General features: G+C 57.3%; 15 protein-coding genes and 1 pseudogene. 6 read left to right on the top strand and 10 right to left on the bottom strand.

What is annotated here, in order from left to right; translation table 11 throughout:
• Positions 1–144: 144 nt before the first annotated feature.
• Together WGT02_RS33835 and WGT02_RS33830 are read right to left on the bottom strand one after the other, a co-directional pair.
• Positions 145–1,083, bottom strand: a complete 939-nt coding sequence (locus WGT02_RS33835; RefSeq protein WP_208246463.1) for a LysR family transcriptional regulator — start codon at positions 1,081–1,083, stop codon at positions 145–147.
• 1,063 nt (positions 1,084–2,146) lie between these two features.
• A complete protein-coding gene (locus WGT02_RS33830) occupies positions 2,147–2,905 on the bottom strand; it encodes a sulfotransferase (protein ID WP_208246332.1) in 759 nt (252 codons plus the stop codon).
• Positions 2,906–3,673: 768 nt separating this feature from the next.
• On the opposite strand from WGT02_RS33830, the gene WGT02_RS33825 reads away from it, so the two are divergent.
• From WGT02_RS33825 to nodQ, 5 genes and pseudogenes are all read left to right on the top strand, one after another.
• The gene (locus tag WGT02_RS33825; protein ID WP_024318760.1) at positions 3,674–3,955 is read left to right on the top strand and encodes an acyl carrier protein; all 282 of its coding nucleotides are present in this window, start codon (positions 3,674–3,676) and stop codon (positions 3,953–3,955) included.
• On the top strand, positions 3,956–5,164 hold the full coding sequence (locus tag WGT02_RS33820) for a beta-ketoacyl synthase (RefSeq protein ID WP_024318761.1): 1,209 nt from the start codon (positions 3,956–3,958) through the stop codon (positions 5,162–5,164).
• Between the two features lie 433 nt (positions 5,165–5,597).
• Positions 5,598–5,690: pseudogene (locus WGT02_RS33815) on the top strand (beta-ketoacyl-ACP reductase); the annotation flags it as partial.
• Positions 5,691–5,913: 223 nt separating this feature from the next.
• Positions 5,914–6,813, top strand: coding sequence for a sulfate adenylyltransferase subunit CysD (gene cysD, locus WGT02_RS33810; protein ID WP_024318762.1), 900 nt, complete (start codon positions 5,914–5,916; stop codon positions 6,811–6,813).
• Positions 6,813–8,714, top strand: coding sequence for a bifunctional sulfate adenylyltransferase/adenylyl-sulfate kinase NodQ (gene nodQ, locus WGT02_RS33805; RefSeq protein ID WP_024318763.1), 1,902 nt, complete (start codon positions 6,813–6,815; stop codon positions 8,712–8,714). The genes cysD and nodQ overlap by 1 nt, the downstream gene beginning before the upstream one ends.
• Positions 8,715–9,046: 332 nt before the next feature.
• Here nodQ and WGT02_RS33800 read toward each other — a convergent pair whose 3' ends face one another.
• Genes WGT02_RS33800 through WGT02_RS33780 form a run of 5 tightly spaced genes read right to left on the bottom strand, consistent with a single transcriptional unit; the run spans position 9,047 to position 13,429 of the window.
• On the bottom strand, positions 9,047–9,835 hold the full coding sequence (locus tag WGT02_RS33800) for an ABC transporter permease (RefSeq protein ID WP_024318764.1): 789 nt from the start codon (positions 9,833–9,835) through the stop codon (positions 9,047–9,049).
• Between the two features lie 3 nt (positions 9,836–9,838).
• Positions 9,839–10,885, bottom strand: a complete 1,047-nt coding sequence (gene nodI / locus WGT02_RS33795; RefSeq protein WP_032494651.1) for a nodulation factor ABC transporter ATP-binding protein NodI — start codon at positions 10,883–10,885, stop codon at positions 9,839–9,841.
• Positions 10,886–10,888: 3 nt separating this feature from the next.
• Positions 10,889–12,169 (bottom strand): chitooligosaccharide synthase NodC, encoded by a 1,281-nt coding sequence (nodC, locus tag WGT02_RS33790; protein WP_208246330.1) that lies wholly within the window; start codon positions 12,167–12,169, stop codon positions 10,889–10,891.
• A complete protein-coding gene (gene nodB, locus WGT02_RS33785; RefSeq protein ID WP_208246328.1) occupies positions 12,156–12,842 on the bottom strand; it encodes a chitooligosaccharide deacetylase NodB in 687 nt (228 codons plus the stop codon). The genes nodC and nodB overlap by 14 nt, the downstream gene beginning before the upstream one ends.
• Complete coding sequence (locus WGT02_RS33780; protein ID WP_208246326.1) at positions 12,839–13,429, bottom strand: NodA family N-acyltransferase; 591 nt, start codon at positions 13,427–13,429, stop codon at positions 12,839–12,841. The genes nodB and WGT02_RS33780 overlap by 4 nt, the downstream gene beginning before the upstream one ends.
• A gap of 264 nt (positions 13,430–13,693) precedes the next feature.
• On the opposite strand from WGT02_RS33780, the gene WGT02_RS33775 reads away from it, so the two are divergent.
• Positions 13,694–14,620: a LysR family transcriptional regulator gene (locus WGT02_RS33775; protein WP_208246324.1), complete on the top strand. Its 927-nt coding sequence runs from the start codon at positions 13,694–13,696 to the stop codon at positions 14,618–14,620.
• 310 nt (positions 14,621–14,930) lie between these two features.
• Here the strand turns inward: WGT02_RS33775 and WGT02_RS33770 are convergent, their stop codons facing one another.
• The 3 genes from WGT02_RS33770 to WGT02_RS33760 are packed head-to-tail and all read right to left on the bottom strand — an operon-like array spanning position 14,931 to position 17,157.
• Positions 14,931–16,520, bottom strand: coding sequence for an IS66 family transposase (locus WGT02_RS33770; protein ID WP_037069545.1), 1,590 nt, complete (start codon positions 16,518–16,520; stop codon positions 14,931–14,933).
• A 54-nt stretch (positions 16,521–16,574) separates the two neighbouring features.
• On the bottom strand, positions 16,575–16,928 hold the full coding sequence (gene tnpB / locus WGT02_RS33765; protein ID WP_037069548.1) for an IS66 family insertion sequence element accessory protein TnpB: 354 nt from the start codon (positions 16,926–16,928) through the stop codon (positions 16,575–16,577).
• Positions 16,909–17,157 (bottom strand): hypothetical protein, encoded by a 249-nt coding sequence (locus WGT02_RS33760; protein WP_341353256.1) that lies wholly within the window; start codon positions 17,155–17,157, stop codon positions 16,909–16,911. Before WGT02_RS33760 ends, tnpB begins: the two co-directional genes overlap by 20 nt.
• Between the last annotated feature and the right edge of the window lie 54 nt (positions 17,158–17,211).

The raw sequence follows: 17,211 nt of genomic DNA, 5'->3' as shown, positions 1-17,211 counted from the left end.
AGTATACCTGAAACCGCCGGGCTTTGCCCGCGGCAATATCGCGATTCATACAATAATTTCAGCGGTTTACCGTTTGTGGATGGGCACTAGTCTATCTCGATCCGCTGAAAAGAGCGATGAAAACAACGCCGCATCCGTCAATGTCTAGCGCTCAAGAGACCCGGTCTCATGCGGAGCAGCCAGCCGCGAGGCCTCATGCAACATAATCTCCCGCATCCAGATGCTTGCCTGATCCTTGTCGTGGAGGGCCGGCCACTGGACAGCCTCAGCGAACGAGAGGAGTGGCAGCGGAGAATTTACCATGCGCAGTGGTATGATTTTCGCAAAGTGGTTGGCCAGCCGCAATGGGATAATTGCTATACGGTTGGTGCCCGACAGCAACGGCGGAATCAACGTAAAACCTGGCACGACGATCTCGACACGTCTCTTGAACCCGTGCTCAAGCAACAGCAATTGTTCGACGGAGGGTTTCTTCGCACGTCCGAACTGGGCTGCAACATGCCCCATCGACATATATGTCTCGAACGAGATGTCTCCCAATAGCTGCTTATTCGTGGGGCAGCCGACGCACACGAGTGCCTCGTCGAACAACTTCGCTTTGGGATGCGCGCTCGACATCAACACGTCCGGAAGAATTAAAAAATCGACATCACCGCGCCGGAGAAGCTCATGAGGATCATCATCAAGAGGCAGCAACTCGAAGCTGACGCCGGGAGCTTCCCGGGCCAAGCGCTCCACAACCCTCTCAAAGAATACAAGTGTCATAAAGTCAGAAAGAATGATCCTGAAACGCCGATCCGACTGGGCTGGGTTGATCGGATCCCAGGCAATGACGGAGAGCTGAATGTGGAGCAGGGCGTCGCGCACCGCTGGGGCGAGCGCCTCCGCACGTGGTGTTGGGACAAGTTCGCGACCCTGCATCGAAAACAGCTCGTCGCCGAAATAGGTGCGCAGTCGCGCGATAGCCGCGCTCATGGCCGGCTGACTGAGGTTGATCATGCGTGCCGCTGCGGTCACGCTTCGTTTGGTCATCAGTGCGTCGAGTGCGACGAGGAGATTTAGATCAAGGCCTTTGAAACGCATATCTTCATATGTATCCATAATAGGGAAGGTCACCATCCGAACGATCAGTTCAGGCCAACATTTTGCCGAATAGACCTCGGCATCACGGCGGGACAGCTCCGACGAAGGGAACCCCCACGGCCTCTCGAAGACCTGGCCGAGCTTAAGGCCGCGGAAACCGACAAGCGTCAGTTCGTTCTGTCGAGGTTTCCTGACATGCGCCTTCGGATAACCTTCAGGACGTACTTTACGTGCGAAATGGATTGTGGTGCAGCTCGCTCCCCACAGCTTGTAGGGGGAGCGAGCATCTTCTTAGGCGCCAATTTCACCGGCAAACCCTGGCAGGCGGCCACCAGCTGCGGATCAATGATGAGCCAGTCCGCGCCGCCTCATGAAGGCCCTCGCTTGGCCTTCTCTTTGCCCGTCGTTGAAAAAATACGAGAGGACCGTGAAAGACGCTGCCATTCAGGGCTTGCGTCGGCTTCGTTCCTACGGGCACACGGGATCGAATCTGCCTCCGGACAGATGATGGCCTCCGGACCCTGCTTCGTCAGCAGCCTCTTGGGCATACCAGGCGGCAGATGTCATTAATGTCGCGCCACTCGAATTTCGGCGGGATCGCGGCGGCCGAGGACGAGGACGCCGCGGACAACCAGTCCGCCACGTTCGGAGTGAGAACATCTGCCGTGGCAGCGACTTCTCTCCGCGATTTTCCTCAGTACATCGATGGAATCGCTCCGAGTCAGATCAAGGGATGGCCATACTAGTGCCCACCGGTCAGCCCATGCCATGCAAAGTCCGTATCCCATCAGCGCCCTGGGTATGGTTGAAAACTCATTCTAGCGAGATGCAAATCAACAGCATGGTAGACGGTCACAAAGCACCTAGCGGACGGAAATCATCGCGACGACTCGACTATGAGAAAATGCTTCTGTAATGGGCCTTTGTTCGTCAAGTCCCTCAGTACCAAAATCTCGTCACCGGGATCATGCTTCTGTCCGTGGTCAACACCAGGGTCGCCTCACCATGCCATAAGATCAGAACCGGCAGGCGAAAAACCACTTAAACAAACGCCGGGAACTGTTCAGACGAACGGAGCCAGCTCTTTACCAAGTTCGAAATAGCTCGCGTAAGGTCCATGTGCGAAATGAACCCGCAACTCATGAAAGTTCCGTACCGTTTGGTCCAATGGGCGCATTTCTTGACGCCGAAGAATGCCGCGATCGGAAAGCTGCATCGCGGGAGCGCCGAGGAAATCTAAGATCGTTGCCATGCAAGCGTGGGGATCGCGAAGAAGACTCTCATACTCGATTAAATGTATCTTGCTTGAATCAACGGCGTTCACCACGCGAGCGTGGAAATCGTCGGCAGCTTTGAAGTAAGCTTCGCATGTGGCGAATGATAACGTCACTGGTGGCGGTGGCGCGGCATTGTCCGAATCGAACTTAAGCCACTGGCGGGTTTGCCTTGCCTGCACAAACGATCTCAGTGATTCCAATGTGTTTCTGCGAATCACAAGGATGATCTTAAGGCCTGGCCAAGCGGCCAGCTCGGCAAAAAAACCTGGACGCTCTTGAAACTGAGGTTCGTTGATCTTGCAGCCCACATGCATCACCTTCTTGTCGCTTCGTAGGGGATAGCGCATGAAGGCACGTTCAAGGAGCTCGCGGTCGCTGAGTAGCAGGCGTTCTTGATCAGGCCAGTTCGTGTCGTATGTGTTGAGCAATTCACCGTTGCTCAGCACATTCGGATGCTCGTTTAAACATTCTTCCAAGTAGTGGGTACCGGTCCTTGGCATCGCAAGGATTGCAAATGGTTCAGGCGACAGTGTGGATTGGGTCATTCAGCGTGTCTCCATTTAACAGCGGTCGTTCCAGCAAAGAATCCTGGCTATCCATAGGCTCGTCCAGTCTGGGGAGGCCGGCGCTGCTCCCCAAGTGCTGGTCATCGTATGCCCGCCTTGATCCTGACCTCGTCAGAGCTAGACCTTCTCGTTTGGTTGTGTTTGGCCCCGTTGCGCCGGCGCCTCCGCCTCTTTTCCTCATCTAAATCAGGACGGATTAAAGCAAGCTTTCTAATCGCGTTTGGCCAGATGGGTAAAATTGATTGTTTTTATGACGTGCATCCACGCGGTTAATATGAGTAGCGAGCTGAATAGCCGAATCTTCGACAGCTGAGGACGTCATGCGGTGGAGCGCGAACACAGCGCTGCCTGGCAAAGTGACGAAAGTGTCAATTGGTATGGTTCACGGCAAGATGTTTCGGTGGTGCTTCTTTGGATGCATCACATATCCGTGAGATTAGGCTTACTCGTTAGATCTACGAGAATGGGTAATGTGCAATGTGCTCTTCAGCTATCCATTGCACAGATGGCCTACATCCAAACAATCGATTTTACCAATCGCACTAATACATAGCACAAGCTCCACACGATTGAGGCCAATGATGTTCTTCGTCATCGGACCTTCGGCGCAGACCAGCCGGATTTCGCCCGGCTCCTATGAGCATTGGGCTTGGACGGTCGCGCAAGCCTGACGGCAATTTTTCGCGATGCGACGCGCCTCAGGAATTAAGCAGCAGACACGTCGAAACACGAGCTAAAGGGAACAGAATGGTAGATCAACTCGCAACGGAAATCATTGCCATCATCAAGAGCCGCGTCGAATTAGAGAGCGGCGATGGAGGGACTGCATCGATTGTCGGCGAATTAACGGCTGCCACGGAATTGACCTCGATAGGTGTCGATTCGCTTGGTTTGGCAGACATCCTCTGGGACTTGGAAAAGGCCTACGGTATCAGGATCGAGATGAACACGGCCGAGGCCTGGTCGAATCTGCAGAACGTCGGCGACATGGTGGAAGCCATCCGCGGCTTGCGCACTAAGGAGGCTTGAATGGATAGGAGAGTTGTCATCACCGGAATGGGGGGCCTGTGCGGACTGGGCACCGACGCCACCTCCATCTGGAAACGGATGCGCGAAGGCCGCTCCGCCATTGGTCCGCTTCTCAATTCAGAGCTTCACGGGCTGAAGGGCATAGTCGGGGCTGAGATCAGGACGCTCCCTGAGCACGACATCGACCGCAAGCAGCTCGTCTCAATGGATCGTTTTAGTGTGCTTGCCGTGCTTGCAGCGCACGAAGCCATGCGTCAGGCCGGACTTTCCTGCAATGAAGGAAATGCCCTTCGTTTCGGCGCCACAGTGGGCGTTGGCTCTGGGGGATGGGACGCGACCGAAAAAGCCTACCGCACCCTACTTCTAGGCGGAGCGACGCGCACTGAGCTCTTCACTGTTGTAAAGGCGATGCCGAGTGCCGCCGCCTGCCAGGTCGGTATGAGCCTCGGCCTGCGGGGCCCAGTCTTCGGCGTTACCTCCGCATGTGCCTCGGCCAACCATGCGATCGCTTCGGCGGTAGACCAGATCAAGTGCGGTCGGGCCGACGTCATGCTTGCCGGAGGCAGCGATGCCCCACTTGTCTGGATCATGCTGAAGGCATGGGAAACTATGCGCGTACTCGCTCCGGACACTTGCCGACCCTTCTCCGCCGACAGGAAGGGCGTGGTACTCGGCGAGGGTGCGGGCATGGCCGTGCTGGAAAGCTATGAACATGCCGCTGCCCGCGGTGCAACGATACTTGCCGAGGTCGCCGGTGTTGGCCTTTCCGCCGATGCCTTCCACATCACCGCACCGGCTGTCCATGGGCCGGAGTCGGCGATGCGCGCTTGCCTTGCCGATGCGGGACTGAACGCCGAAGACGTGGACTACCTCAACGCGCACGGCACCGGCACCAAGGCTAACGATCAAATCGAAACCGCAGCCATCAAGCGCGTCTTCGGAGACCATGCCTATTCGATGTCTGTCTCTTCCACCAAGTCCACCCACGCGCATTGCCTCGGCGCAGCGAGTGCGCTTGAAATGATCGCTTGCGTGATGGCGATACAAGAAGGCGTCGTGCCACCGACCGCCAACTATCTTGAGCCAGATCCCGAGTGCGATCTGGACGTCACGCCCAACGTACCGCGTGAGCGTAAGGTGCGGGTCGCGATGAGTAACGCCTTCGCCATGGGCGGCGTGAACGCTGTTCTGGCATTCAGGCAGCCGTAAAAGTCATGTGAGTTGATCCTGTAGGTTCACCTCTTGAATGGGTATGAGAAGCCCTGTTTGTATCAGATTAAGGTGATTGCGTGCGGCGAGCGGCGTTGGGCGCCGGTCTCGTCAGGAGAAGGAGCGGCGGGTCTGGCAGCGGTTGAGGTTGGGCCTAGCGTTTCAGAGATCGCGTGATCGGCCTGCGTTCATGTGAGCCAGCTTTTCCGGTGGCGCAACGGATCTACGCGAGACGTCGTTGAGGCATTGCCAGCGTTTACCGGCATCAGCGGTGGAATGGTTCGCCTCTCGAGAGCCTGTATTTTCGACGAAAGCGGAGCTGGCAAGGTGTTGTCTGACCTACCCCGCGCATCAGCCGCGACATCGCGGCCGGCGGCTGCGGCGAGGAAGATACTATGAACCTGAGGTAATTGAATTCACAAGAGGATAAGACATGTTCGAATTGAACGGTCGGAAGGCGCTCGTCGCTGGCGCATCGGGAGCCATCCGTGGGGCGATCGCCCGCGTGCTGCATGCGCAGGGGGCAGCTGCCTTGAGCGAGGCAGGAGCCACCGAGCGCCTGCCCGGCAACCGTCGGCCGAGACCATAACGCAACGGGCATTCAGGTAGGTAAGAAGGAGACGTGATTCCATTGAACGACCGGATAGCCGGGCCGCAAAAAAGTTCCGGCTAATCAACCATTGCAGCCTGCCCGAGTTCGTCGGTGCAGGTGCAACTCGAACGAGTACCTGAGCATAGACAAGGCATAAATGTCTCTTATTCATCTTCGGCGGCTTGAAGCCGAATCGATTCACGTAATTCGAGAAGTCGTTGCAACATTCTCCAACCCGGTAGCACTTTATTCGATCGGCAAGGACTCCTCCGTATTGCTGCATCTGACAATGAAGGCGTTCTACCCCGGCAAGCCGCCGTTTCCGTTCCTGCACGTCGATACGAAATGGAAGTTCCGGGAGATGATTGAGTTCCGCGATCGAATGGCGCGGGAGCTGGGCTTCGACCTGCTCGTCCATGTCAATCAGGACGGGATCGATCAGGGCATCGGCCCCTTCACGCACGGCTCCAATGTTCACACCCACATCATGAAGACGATGGGGCTGCGGCAGGCGCTGGAGAAATACAGTTTCGACGCGGCGCTGGCGGGCGCGCGGCGGGACGAGGAGAAATCACGGGCCAAGGAGCGTATCTTTTCCATCCGCAGTGCCCAGCACGGCTGGGATCCGAAGCGTCAGCGCCCGGAGATGTGGAAGACCTACAACACGCGGGTGGGGCAGGGCGAAACCATGCGCGTCTTCCCGCTCTCAAACTGGACCGAGTTCGACATCTGGCAATACATCCTGCGCGAGGACATTCCGATCGTACCGCTTTATTTCGCGGCTCGGCGGTCAGTCGTTCGGCGCGACGGGATGCTGATCATGGTCGACGATGAGCGAATGCCGATCCAGCCCGAAGAGGAGGTTCTCGAGCACGAGGTCCGTTTCCGTACCCTTGGCTGCTATCCGCTGACTGGGGCGATGGAGTCCGAGGCTGCCACGGTTCCCGACATATTGCGGGAAATGCTGACGGTGCGCACGTCTGAACGGCAGAGCCGCCTGATCGACTCGGATGAAGTCGGGGCAATGGAGAAAAAGAAGCGGGAGGGCTACTTCTGATGTCATTTGTTCAATCCATACCGCCACATGACATTGAAGCGCATTTGGCCGACCACAACAACAAGTCGATCCTGAGGTTCATCACATGCGGGTCGGTCGACGACGGCAAGTCGACCCTGATCGGTCGACTGCTCTATGATGCGAAGCTGATTTTCGAGGACCAACTTGCAAACCTCGGGCGCGTCGGTTCTCCCGGTGCTGCCAACGGCGAGGAAATCGATCTCGCTCTGCTTCTCGACGGGCTCGAGGCCGAGCGCGAGCAAGGGATCACCATCGACGTCGCCTACCGTTATTTCGCGACGTCCAAGCGCAAGTTCATCGTCGCCGACACGCCCGGCCACGAGGAATATACGCGCAACATGGTGACCGGCGCCTCTACGGCAGATCTCGCCATCATCCTCATCGACAGCCGGCAGGGCATCCTTCAGCAGACCCGACGGCATTCCTATATCGCCTCGCTTCTCGGAATCCGCCATGTCGTGCTAGCCGTCAATAAGATCGATCTCGTAGATTTTCGACAAAAGGGTTACGACGAGATCGTCGCCGACTACATGGCTTTTGCAAAAGAGCTCGGTTTTGCCAGCATCCGGCCGATACCGATCTCAGCGAGAGACGGCGACAACGTCATCTCGGCTTCCCCCAATACGCCCTGGTACAGAGGCGCCGCGCTGCTCGAATATCTTGAAACGGTAGAGCTTGAGCCGATGGACCGGGCCAAGCCTTTCCGTTTCCCAGTTCAGATGGTCATGCGGCCGAACTCGGACTTCCGCGGCTATGCGGGTCAGATCTCTTGCGGCAGGATTTCCGTGGGCGATCCGGTCGTCGTCGCGAAAACCGGGCAGCGCACTTCGGTCAAGGCGATCGTGACCTATGACGGGGAGCTTGCGACGGCAGGGGAGGGCGAGGCGGTAACACTGGTCCTTTCCGACGAGGTGGACGCCTCCCGCGGCAATATGCTCGTAGCGCCTGGCGCCCGGCCCTTCGTGGCCGACCAATTTCAGGCGCATGTGATCTGGTTCGATGCGAGCCCGATGATGCCGGGACGAAGCTACATCTTGAGAACGGAGACAGACAGCGTCAGTGCGACGGTCACCGCACTCAAGCACCAGGTCAACATCAACAGCTTCGTCCGCGAGGCAGCGAAGTCGCTGCAGATGAACGAAGTGGGTGTCTGCAACATCTCGACACAGACGCCGATCGCTTTCGACGCCTACAAGGACAATAGGGCCACGGGCAATTTCATCATCGTCGACCGGGTGACGAACGCCACGGTCGGCGCGGGGTTGATCGACTTTCCGCTTCGGCGCGCGGATAACGTCCACTGGCATGCGCTCGAGGTGAACAAGGTCGCGCGCAGCGCCATGAAGAACCAGCTTCCTGCCGTTCTCTGGTTCACCGGGCTTTCGGGCTCCGGCAAATCGACCATCGCTAACGAGCTGGACAGGATACTTCACGCCCAGGGCAAGCATACCTACCTGCTCGATGGCGACAATGTGCGTCACGGCCTCAACCGGGACCTTGGCTTTACCGAAGAGGATCGGGTCGAGAACATCCGCCGCGTGGCAGAGGTGGCGAAGCTCATGGCCGATGCCGGTCTTATCGTCCTCGTGTCCTTCATCTCACCGTTCCGCGATGAGCGGCGAATGGCGCGGGAAATGATGGAGGAGGGCGAGTTCATCGAGATCTTCGTAGACACTCCGATCGAGGAGTGCGCACGCCGCGATCCGAAGGGCCTCTATGAGAAGGCGCTCGCAGGTAAGATCGCGAACTTCACCGGTGTATCCTCGCCCTATGAAACCCCGGAAAACCCAGAACTTCATATACGTACCGTTGGCCATCAACTGACAGAACTGGCGCACGCGATCGAGGAATTCCTTGACCGCAGGATGCAAGGCAAATGACGCCGCTTTCAATTGCGCAATACAGAAGCGAACCTCTTTCAATCTCTTTCCATGCGCCCACTGGGGATGTTCGCCGTCTTCTGCGGCGCCTCGCTGGTGGTCTCCGCGTGTAGCAACTCCCCGACACGAGGAGGTGGGTGGCTCAGCCGCGCATCCACGTCGATTGATGTTTCCGCCGGATGGCCGTCCCGCGCAGCGGCTATCAACAATCCAGAGGGATGAGTTATCCAAACGCTAGCGCGCCTAGACCGTCCATGCCGATCGACCGACGCTTCCGATTAATGACGATGATATCCATGATCGAAACGGCGTAAAGTCGCGACGAATTTGAGTCAAGGCATTAGGCGCCGACGGAGCAATGCGGTCGACAAGAAAAACGGTACTACTGCATAGAAGCAAAGAGCGCTTATATGTAGACCGACATTCACCAGCGGATTGCCGAGCATTATCGGACGGATAACATCGATCGAATGGGCCAGCGGCAAGAATCTTGTTGCGTGTTGAAAAGCGCCCGGCAGCTGGTCGACCGGGAAGACAGCGCCCGACAGGAATAGCATCGGTGTTATGACGAGCGTCTGATAAAATATGAAATATTCGTAGCTGGGCGCAAGTGCCGTGACGATCATCGCCAGACTCGCAAACGCTAAGCCAGTCAGGGCGACGACCGGCAGCGCATAAAGGAGGGACGGCCATTCCGCGTAGCCCAGCATAGCGGCGACGATACCAATTCCTGTACCCGCCAAAGAAGCCTTGGTCGCTGCCCACGCCAACTCACCGAGCACGATATCGCCGATCGTGACCTGTGTGTGAAGGATTGCTTCCCACGTGCGCTGAGCGCGCATGCGAGCGAAAGTTGCGTAGATCGTTTCGAAAGTCGACGCAGTCATCGCGCTTGTCGCCACCATTCCTGCCGACAAAAATGCAATGTACGAAACGCCGTCAACGCGCCCCACCATCACCCCCAAGCCCGCACCCAGGCCGAACAGGTAAATCAATGGGTCGGCGAGGTTACCAAGGATCGACGCTAGCGCGACCTTCTTCCACGCGAGATAGTTGCGGCGCCACACGGCAATCCAATTCCACCCGTTGGCGGGCAGAGCCGCCGCATAAAGCTTCCACATCCTTCAGTCCTTCAGTTCCCGCCCGGTTAGCCGTAAAAAAACGTCCTCAAGATTAGGTGGACGCTGTAGAAAGCGCACACCTGCGCGCCCATCCAGTTGGACTCGCACCTGCTTCGGGTCGAGCGCATAACAGAAGACGGTCTCGCCGCTCACCTCGATGTGGCGGGCATACGGACTGACCAATGCACTTAGCTCATGGGGATTCCCACCGTATATCTCAATCACCTGGCAACCGATGTGCTCGTCTATTAGCACGTGAGGTCGGCCTTCAGCGATCTTGCGCCCTCCTTCGAGCACGCACAGCCGGTCGCACAGCCGCTCTGCCTCTTCCATGATATGTGTGGTCAGGAGAATCGTCTTGCCGCGTGCCAACAGCGACCGCAGCCGTTCCCAAATTAAGTGACGTGCGTGCGGGTCAAGTCCAGTGGTCGGCTCATCCAATATCAGGAGCTGGGGGTCGTTGATGAGTGCACGTGCAAGTGTCAGCCGCCGCTTCATGCCGCCAGATAGATCCGAAACACGAGCATCCGCCTTGCTTTCGAGGCGAGCAAACTCAAGGAGCGATGGGATGACCGCTTCTATCTCGCGCGTGCTCATCCGGAAATAGCGCCCGAAGACCAGCAGGTTCTCACGCACCGTGAATTCAATGTCGAGGTTGTCGAACTGCGGAACTACACCGATACCCATGCGTGCCAAACGAGCCCGCGCGGGCACTGGCACCCCAAGCACCGTGATCTCGCCACTACCAGGCGTTGTCATGCCGAGGATCATGCGCGTAATCGTACTTTTGCCCGCACCGTTCGGGCCTAACAGACCGAAGCACTCACCGGCCGCAACAGTGAACGACAGTCCGTTAACTACGGGCTTGTTACCGTATGACTTTGTTACGCTGGCAAGATCGATTGCCACGGTTGGTATGGAGCCGGGTTTGGAAGTCTTAACGCTTAGACCCGTGTCGCCCTCCGTCACGAACGGATTCAGCTCAAGCCGACGCGGAACGTCTTGGGCCAACTCACCATCTAACAATTGATCTTTTACTGCCTGTCTCATGTGTCACTCTCCGCTGCAAGTGCAGTCAGGTGGCACCAGCCGTGAGCTTTGTATTGGGATCTGCTTTGCCCCGCTGACTGGTACGTTTGGCGCGGAACCGCGCGACAGCCAGTCGCTATTCGACAATGTACACAACGCATAAGCTTTCACGGGAAGTAAGAGAAAGAGGTTGATGGGTGTGTGCAGAACGAAACCAAGAAATCTAAGTTGGCGAGAATGCAATGCTACCACGCTACAGCGTATCATGGTCATGGATGCAATCATCAAAATTGTCCACCATGGCACTGTGGCCGTCATTATGAAATGCGCCAGTCCCGTCACTAAGGAAAGGGCGAGTAACAGGGGCCCGACGTTCTGCCCGACTACGTCCAACGTGAGATAGCGGTCGAGGCCGCGCAGTAGAGGGAGTGCTAGAAATGTGTCGCGGAACGTGCTGCGTGCCCAACGCAGTTGTTGACGCAGATACGATCCCAGCCTATCCGGAACGACTGTCGCCACTATCGCGTCATGAACATATTCAGTTCGAAAGCCTGCCTTCAACATGAGGATCGTCAGATGGCGATCCTCACCGAAGTCGCTTGGTTTGCCGCGGAACAGTTGCGTTTCGTACTGATCAAGCAAAGAAGCGAGCGCGGACCTGCGGTACATAGCACATGGGCCGCAGCAACACATAACGGCACCGAAACGAGCCTGTGCCGCGCGCTCTTCGTTGCAGGCAAGCCAATACTCCATGTCGATTAATCGCGTCAGCCAAGTGTCACTTCTATTGCTAGCCGTCAATTGGCCCATGGCCGCACCGACCTCTGGATCTCGCATCTTCGAGGCAAGCTTCGAGACAACGTCGAAAGCGATCGTGCTGTCTGAGTCCACATTCAGCACCAGATCCCCAGAGGATTGACCTATCGCAGCGATCTGTGCTTTCCGCTTTCCGACGTTCTCTGGGAGCAGAACGAAGCTGAACCTCGGATCGCGCGCATAGGAATCATGTACACGCACGATAGCCTCTCGGTTCCGAGAACCGTCGTCAACAACGTAGACTCGCAGTTCTCCAAGATAATCCTGGTCTGCAATGGACGCTAGGCACGCCGAGAGGATGCCTGGATCCTCATTGAAACTGGGGACGATAACATCCACGGCTGGCAGAGGGCCGGTCTCGATCGGTGCTGCCGACACTGCTGGACCGTTTAAAGGCCGAGCATATAGGACTTGCATGCTCTTGTAAGCCGTCAAGAGCAGCGCGTAGATCGAGATAGCGGCGGTGCTGGTTGTGTCAAGCAGATACATGGGTTCTCGTCTGTTCAGTTATGCGGGGAAGTGGACGAATCGCAAAACCACGCTCATGCAGCGCCGGGATAATACGGGAAAGCGCCGTGAGAGTTTGGTCACGCAGAGAGGTAACCGCGCATTGGCCCAACTCGTCGGGAGGACATCCGTCGTGCAACAGCACGATTGCACCGGGCCGAACCGAGGCCAGCACTACATCGACAATCGCATTGGCGCCAGGGCGAGACCAATCTCGCGGGTCTGCCGACCAATGTACCGCAGTCAGCCCAGCGCCCGCCGATGTTGTAAGCACTTCCTCGCTCCAGACACCGTAAGGTGCTCGTATGTGTCGGACGGCCGCCTGAGGACAAGCGGCGATAATGGCCTCATTTGCCTCAATTATCTCGCGTTCAACTTCGAGAGGCCCACATGTTGACAGGTCCGGGTGTGTCATCGTGTGGTTAGCCACTTCGTGACCTTCCGCGACAATCCGTCGGATGAGTTCCGGCTGGCTTTTCGCATACGCACCGATGACGAAGAAAGTCGCCGGCGCGCCGTATTCAGCCAGCACATTCAGGATTTGCGGCGTCCAGCATGGATTGGGGCCGTCGTCAAACGTCAAGTAAATACTACGATCTTCGGTCCGGTCATCGCAGTTACTCGGCACCTCGCATATATAATCGGGGCGCTTCATAGCTCCATTCCGTTTCGTTCAATCAATGTGCCTGGCGGCCAGTCGCTCATCGGTTGTCCAACCGGGAATACTACTACGAGGGGGTCCTCGGTGCGCGTGGAGGGGAGATCCGGATGCGCTTCTGGGATGCTCGACCGCACACGAACTCCGGTCAAAATGCTAGCCATACCGTGTTGGCAGTATCTCTCAACGTGGTTCCGCATGGCGTGCCGAACCGTACCAAAGGCGAATGGGACGCCAAGCTCCCGCAGACTTGGAGACAAAGCACCTACCGAGTGAGCGATGCCCATTTTTTCCAGATCGGGTCGCACCGCGTATAATCCCAGTTCAGCCACAAGCAGATCAGTCTCACCAACCTTAATAACACGGCGCAACACCCCCATATGGCTTGCTATCCCGAGCGAGTCGTAAGCAATTGCACGGCGTTCCGGCCTCGCGCCGGCCCAACTGCGGCCGCCCTCGAATGGTTTCGCGTGGAACGCTCCTGTTGGCCCATAAGTTTTTCGAAAAAACTCTGAGAGCTCCTGGTGGTCTGCCCGTTCCAGCTGATTTTCCCAGCATAGTTTCCACTGCACTTTTAAGGACATGTAAGAACTCCAGTGTGTTGTTTCTTCAAAGCACGGTCGGAGCGGTGAGTACCCGGCAAGTCACACCGGGGACACAAACTGTAGCGCTGGACCGCTGGCCGAGCGCTTAGGCGACGGATCCAAATTCGAAACCATCCTGTACTTCTGAAACTTTTCTCACGCCGCACCTTGATTTCATTAACCTCAGGCTTCTCTAATAGGACTCTGCAAGGTTGGTAAAATTGATTGTTTGGATAACGATCATCTGCGCTATGGATGCCGCACATGCGTTTCAAAGGCCTAGATCTAAACCTCCTCGTCGCGCTCGACGCGCTGATGACTGAGCGCAAGCTCACGGCCGCCGCACGCATGATCAACCTCAGTCAGCCGGCCATGAGCGCGGCTATCGCGCGACTGCGCACCTATTTCGGCGACGAGCTGTTTTCGATGCAGGGTCGCGAACTTGTCCCAACACCACGTGCGGAGGCGCTCGCCCCAGCGGTGCGCGACGCCCTGCTCCACATTCAGCTCTCCGTCATTCCCTGGGATCCGATCAACCCAGCCCAGTCGGATCGCCGTTTCAGGATCATTCTTTCTGATTTCATGATACTCGTGTTCTTTGCGAGGGTTGTGGAGCGCTTAGCCCGGGAGGCTCCCGGCGTCAGCTTCGAGTTGCTGCCTCTCGATGATGATCCCCACGAGCTTCTCCGGCGCGGTGATGTCGATTTTTTAATTCTTCCGGACGTGTTCATGTCGAGCGCGCATCCCAAAGCGAAGTTGTTCGACGAGGAACTCGTGTGCGTCGGCTGCCCCACGAATAAGCAGCTATTGGGGGACATCTCGGTCGAGACATATATGTCGATGGGGCATGTTGCCGCCCAGTTCGGACGTGAGCTGAAGCCCTCCGTCGAGCAATGGCTGCTGCTTGGGCACGGGTTCAAGAGACGTATCGAGCTTGTTGTACCAGGTTTTACTTTGATTCCGCCGTTGTTGTCGGGTACCAACCGTATAGCAACTATCCCATTGCGTCTCGTCAGGTATTTCGAACAAACGATACCACTGCGCATGGTCAAATCTCCGCTGCCACCCCTCTTGTTCACTGAGGCTGTCCAGTGGCCCGCCCTTCACAACACTGATCCCGGAAACATTTGGTTGCGGGAAATACTGTTGCAGGAGGCGTCGCGCATTGATCCTCAGTCGGAGACGTCTTAGGAGTTGCCAAGAGCATTAACTCTGATATTGATCAAGAATTCCTCGGATTTCTGCGGATCGAAACGCCCATCGATAGTAAATTGTTGATATTCCGGCTGCTCTTGATGGCCTTTGAGTATACTCTTGCGCTCCCACTTGCGTACCCGATGCTGTCCGTCCTGCGTTTAGCAGCCGCACCTTTGAATCATGAACGTGTTCGGCAGCCGGTGGGACCCCCCGCTGCTTCCTTCAAGCGTAAGCGCGATTTTCGATGCGTATTGACGCCTGTTCCACACCGAACGGCGGATAGCATCGGTCGCGGTATCCGGCTCTATTCGGTCGTGGAGGTCTTGGAGAAGTTGAACGGGAGCAGGTCGCCGATGTCGGCATTCTCTTCGCGCTGTGGCAACTCGGTGAGTACGTGGCGCAGCCAGATCAGAGGGTCGACGCCACAGGCGCGGCATGTCAGCATCAGACTGTAAATCACAGCACTGGCCTTGGCTCCGTCAGCAGTGTCGCTGAACAGCCACGATTTTCTTCCGGTCGCAAAAACCCTGATGTCGCGTTCCAGGATGTTGTTATCGATCGGCATCCTGCCGTCGCTGGTGTAGCGCGTCAGATAATCCCATTGGTTCAGGGTGTAGGACACAGCATCGCCGAGCTTGGTATCCGGCACGACCTTCGGCGCGATGTTATCGAGCCACGTCTTGAGGGCGTTCAGGACAGGCAAACTGTGCTGTTGCCGGAAGCGGCGAATGCAGGCGGCCTGCGTTTCACCGGCGTCGGGCTTTATCTCTCGCGCCTGCCTCTCGATCCGGTAGAGCTGCTCGAAGAACCTGAGCGCTTGCTCCGGCGGGCCGCCGCCATTCTTTCTTGCCTTGAGGGCTTCGACGAAGCGCCGCCTGGAGTGAGCCATGCATCCGACATGGGTTGCGCCATGCAATGTGCGCCAGGCTGTGTAGCCATCGCTCACCAATATGCCGCGGTAGTCACCAAGGAAGGTCTGCGGGTGGATCTGGCCGCGCCCGGGCTGATAATCGAGCAGTACGATTGGCTGGTCACTGTCCTCGCCGCTGCGATAGGCCCACATGTACGATGTGCTGGTGGCCTCCTTGTCCTTTTCCTTGAGGACTTGAACCGTCGTCTCATCGCCATGAATGAGAGGCTGCGATCGCAACCGCAGTTTCAGCGCATCATAGATGCGGTGCAGATGCTTCTCGCTTGAGCCGATGACCCAGTGAGCGAGAGCGCCGCGGCTGATCGGAACACCAGCACGCTCGAATGTCTGAGCCACGCGGTAAAGCGGTGTGCCGTCGACGTATTTGTGGACGAGCGCGAAGGCTAACGTCGAGGCGGTAGCGATGCTGCCCGGCAGGGGCTGCGTCGGCATCGGTGCGATCACGACGGGTGTGTTGATCCCGGTGCGGTCGCAATGGCGGCAAGCGTACTTGAACCGCACATTCTGTAGGACCTTTGCCTTGACCTCGATATGGAGCTGCTCGGTAACAGCCTCGCCCATGCGATGCATCTGACCCTGGCAGCAGGGACAAGACTTCTGATCGTCGGGGAGGTCATATTCGACGCGCTCGCGTGGCAGGTCTTCTGGCAGAGGTCTGCGTCCACGCTTCTTTCCCGTTTGACCTTCTACCGCTGGCAGGCCGGTGTCCGGAAGCTCGACAACATCGCCTGCTTCGCTGCCATCCTCGACCGCAGCCTCTTCGGCCTCGTTGAAGAGACGATCAATGTGCTTTTCACTGCGGGGGGCAAAGCGATGGAGTTTTGCCAGTGCAAGCTCTTCTTCCAGCTTGACGACCCGCTGCGAGAGCGCTTCCTTCTCGGCTTTGAGCGCAGCGATTTCGGCAGCATTGGCTGCCAATTGCGCCATCAGTTCTGCAATGCTCGGTTCGCCGGTGCGAGTCATCAGATTCTTGAATCTGAACCGCCCAGCCGCGTCAACTGCTCAATTCGACATCCGTCAGCCGGCAATCTGATATTGCCGCACCGGATGGCGCACCATTGCGTCGATATCGATGCCATCGAGGATCCAGTGAAGCTGTTCTGTCGTCAGCATGACCACCGGCACCTCGCAACGGGGCCATCTGAACCTGTCCTCGGTCAACCGCTTCAGGACCATCACAAAACCGGAACGATCAAAAAACAGCAGCTTCATTCGGTCACGCCGGCGATTGCAGAAGGCAAAAACCGCAGGCGCAAACGGATCCAGCGCCATCGTCTCCTGGACCAGGACCGCCAGGCTGTTGATGCCCGCGCGGAAGTCGATCGGTTCGCGATGCAGGTAAACCTTGAGATCACCGCCCAGTCTGAACATGACCCAGCGCTCCTATGATTGCTTCCAGCACTTCCACACCGGCGCACTCGACGGTCAGGCTGACCCCGTTCGGCAGGAGTGCGCTCACCTTGGATGCGGGAAGGCACTGGCTCAATGGCTTGGTCTTCTTCAGATCGCCAGCAGAACCCGAGTGCATATCCGGAGCAATCTGAACCGGAACGAACGCCGAGGCCAAAGGCAATTGACGCTCCGCTCTGGACTTCTTCATCCACTTCCGGACGAGATTCGCATTGACGCCGTGCTCCAGCGCCAGCCGCGAGAC

Source organism: Rhizobium sp. T1470, from assembly GCF_042140505.1.
Lineage (GTDB): Bacteria > Pseudomonadota > Alphaproteobacteria > Rhizobiales > Rhizobiaceae > Rhizobium > Rhizobium favelukesii.
The sequence above is the reverse complement of the archived record's forward strand: the minus strand, read 5'-3'. Positions and strand labels throughout refer to the sequence as shown.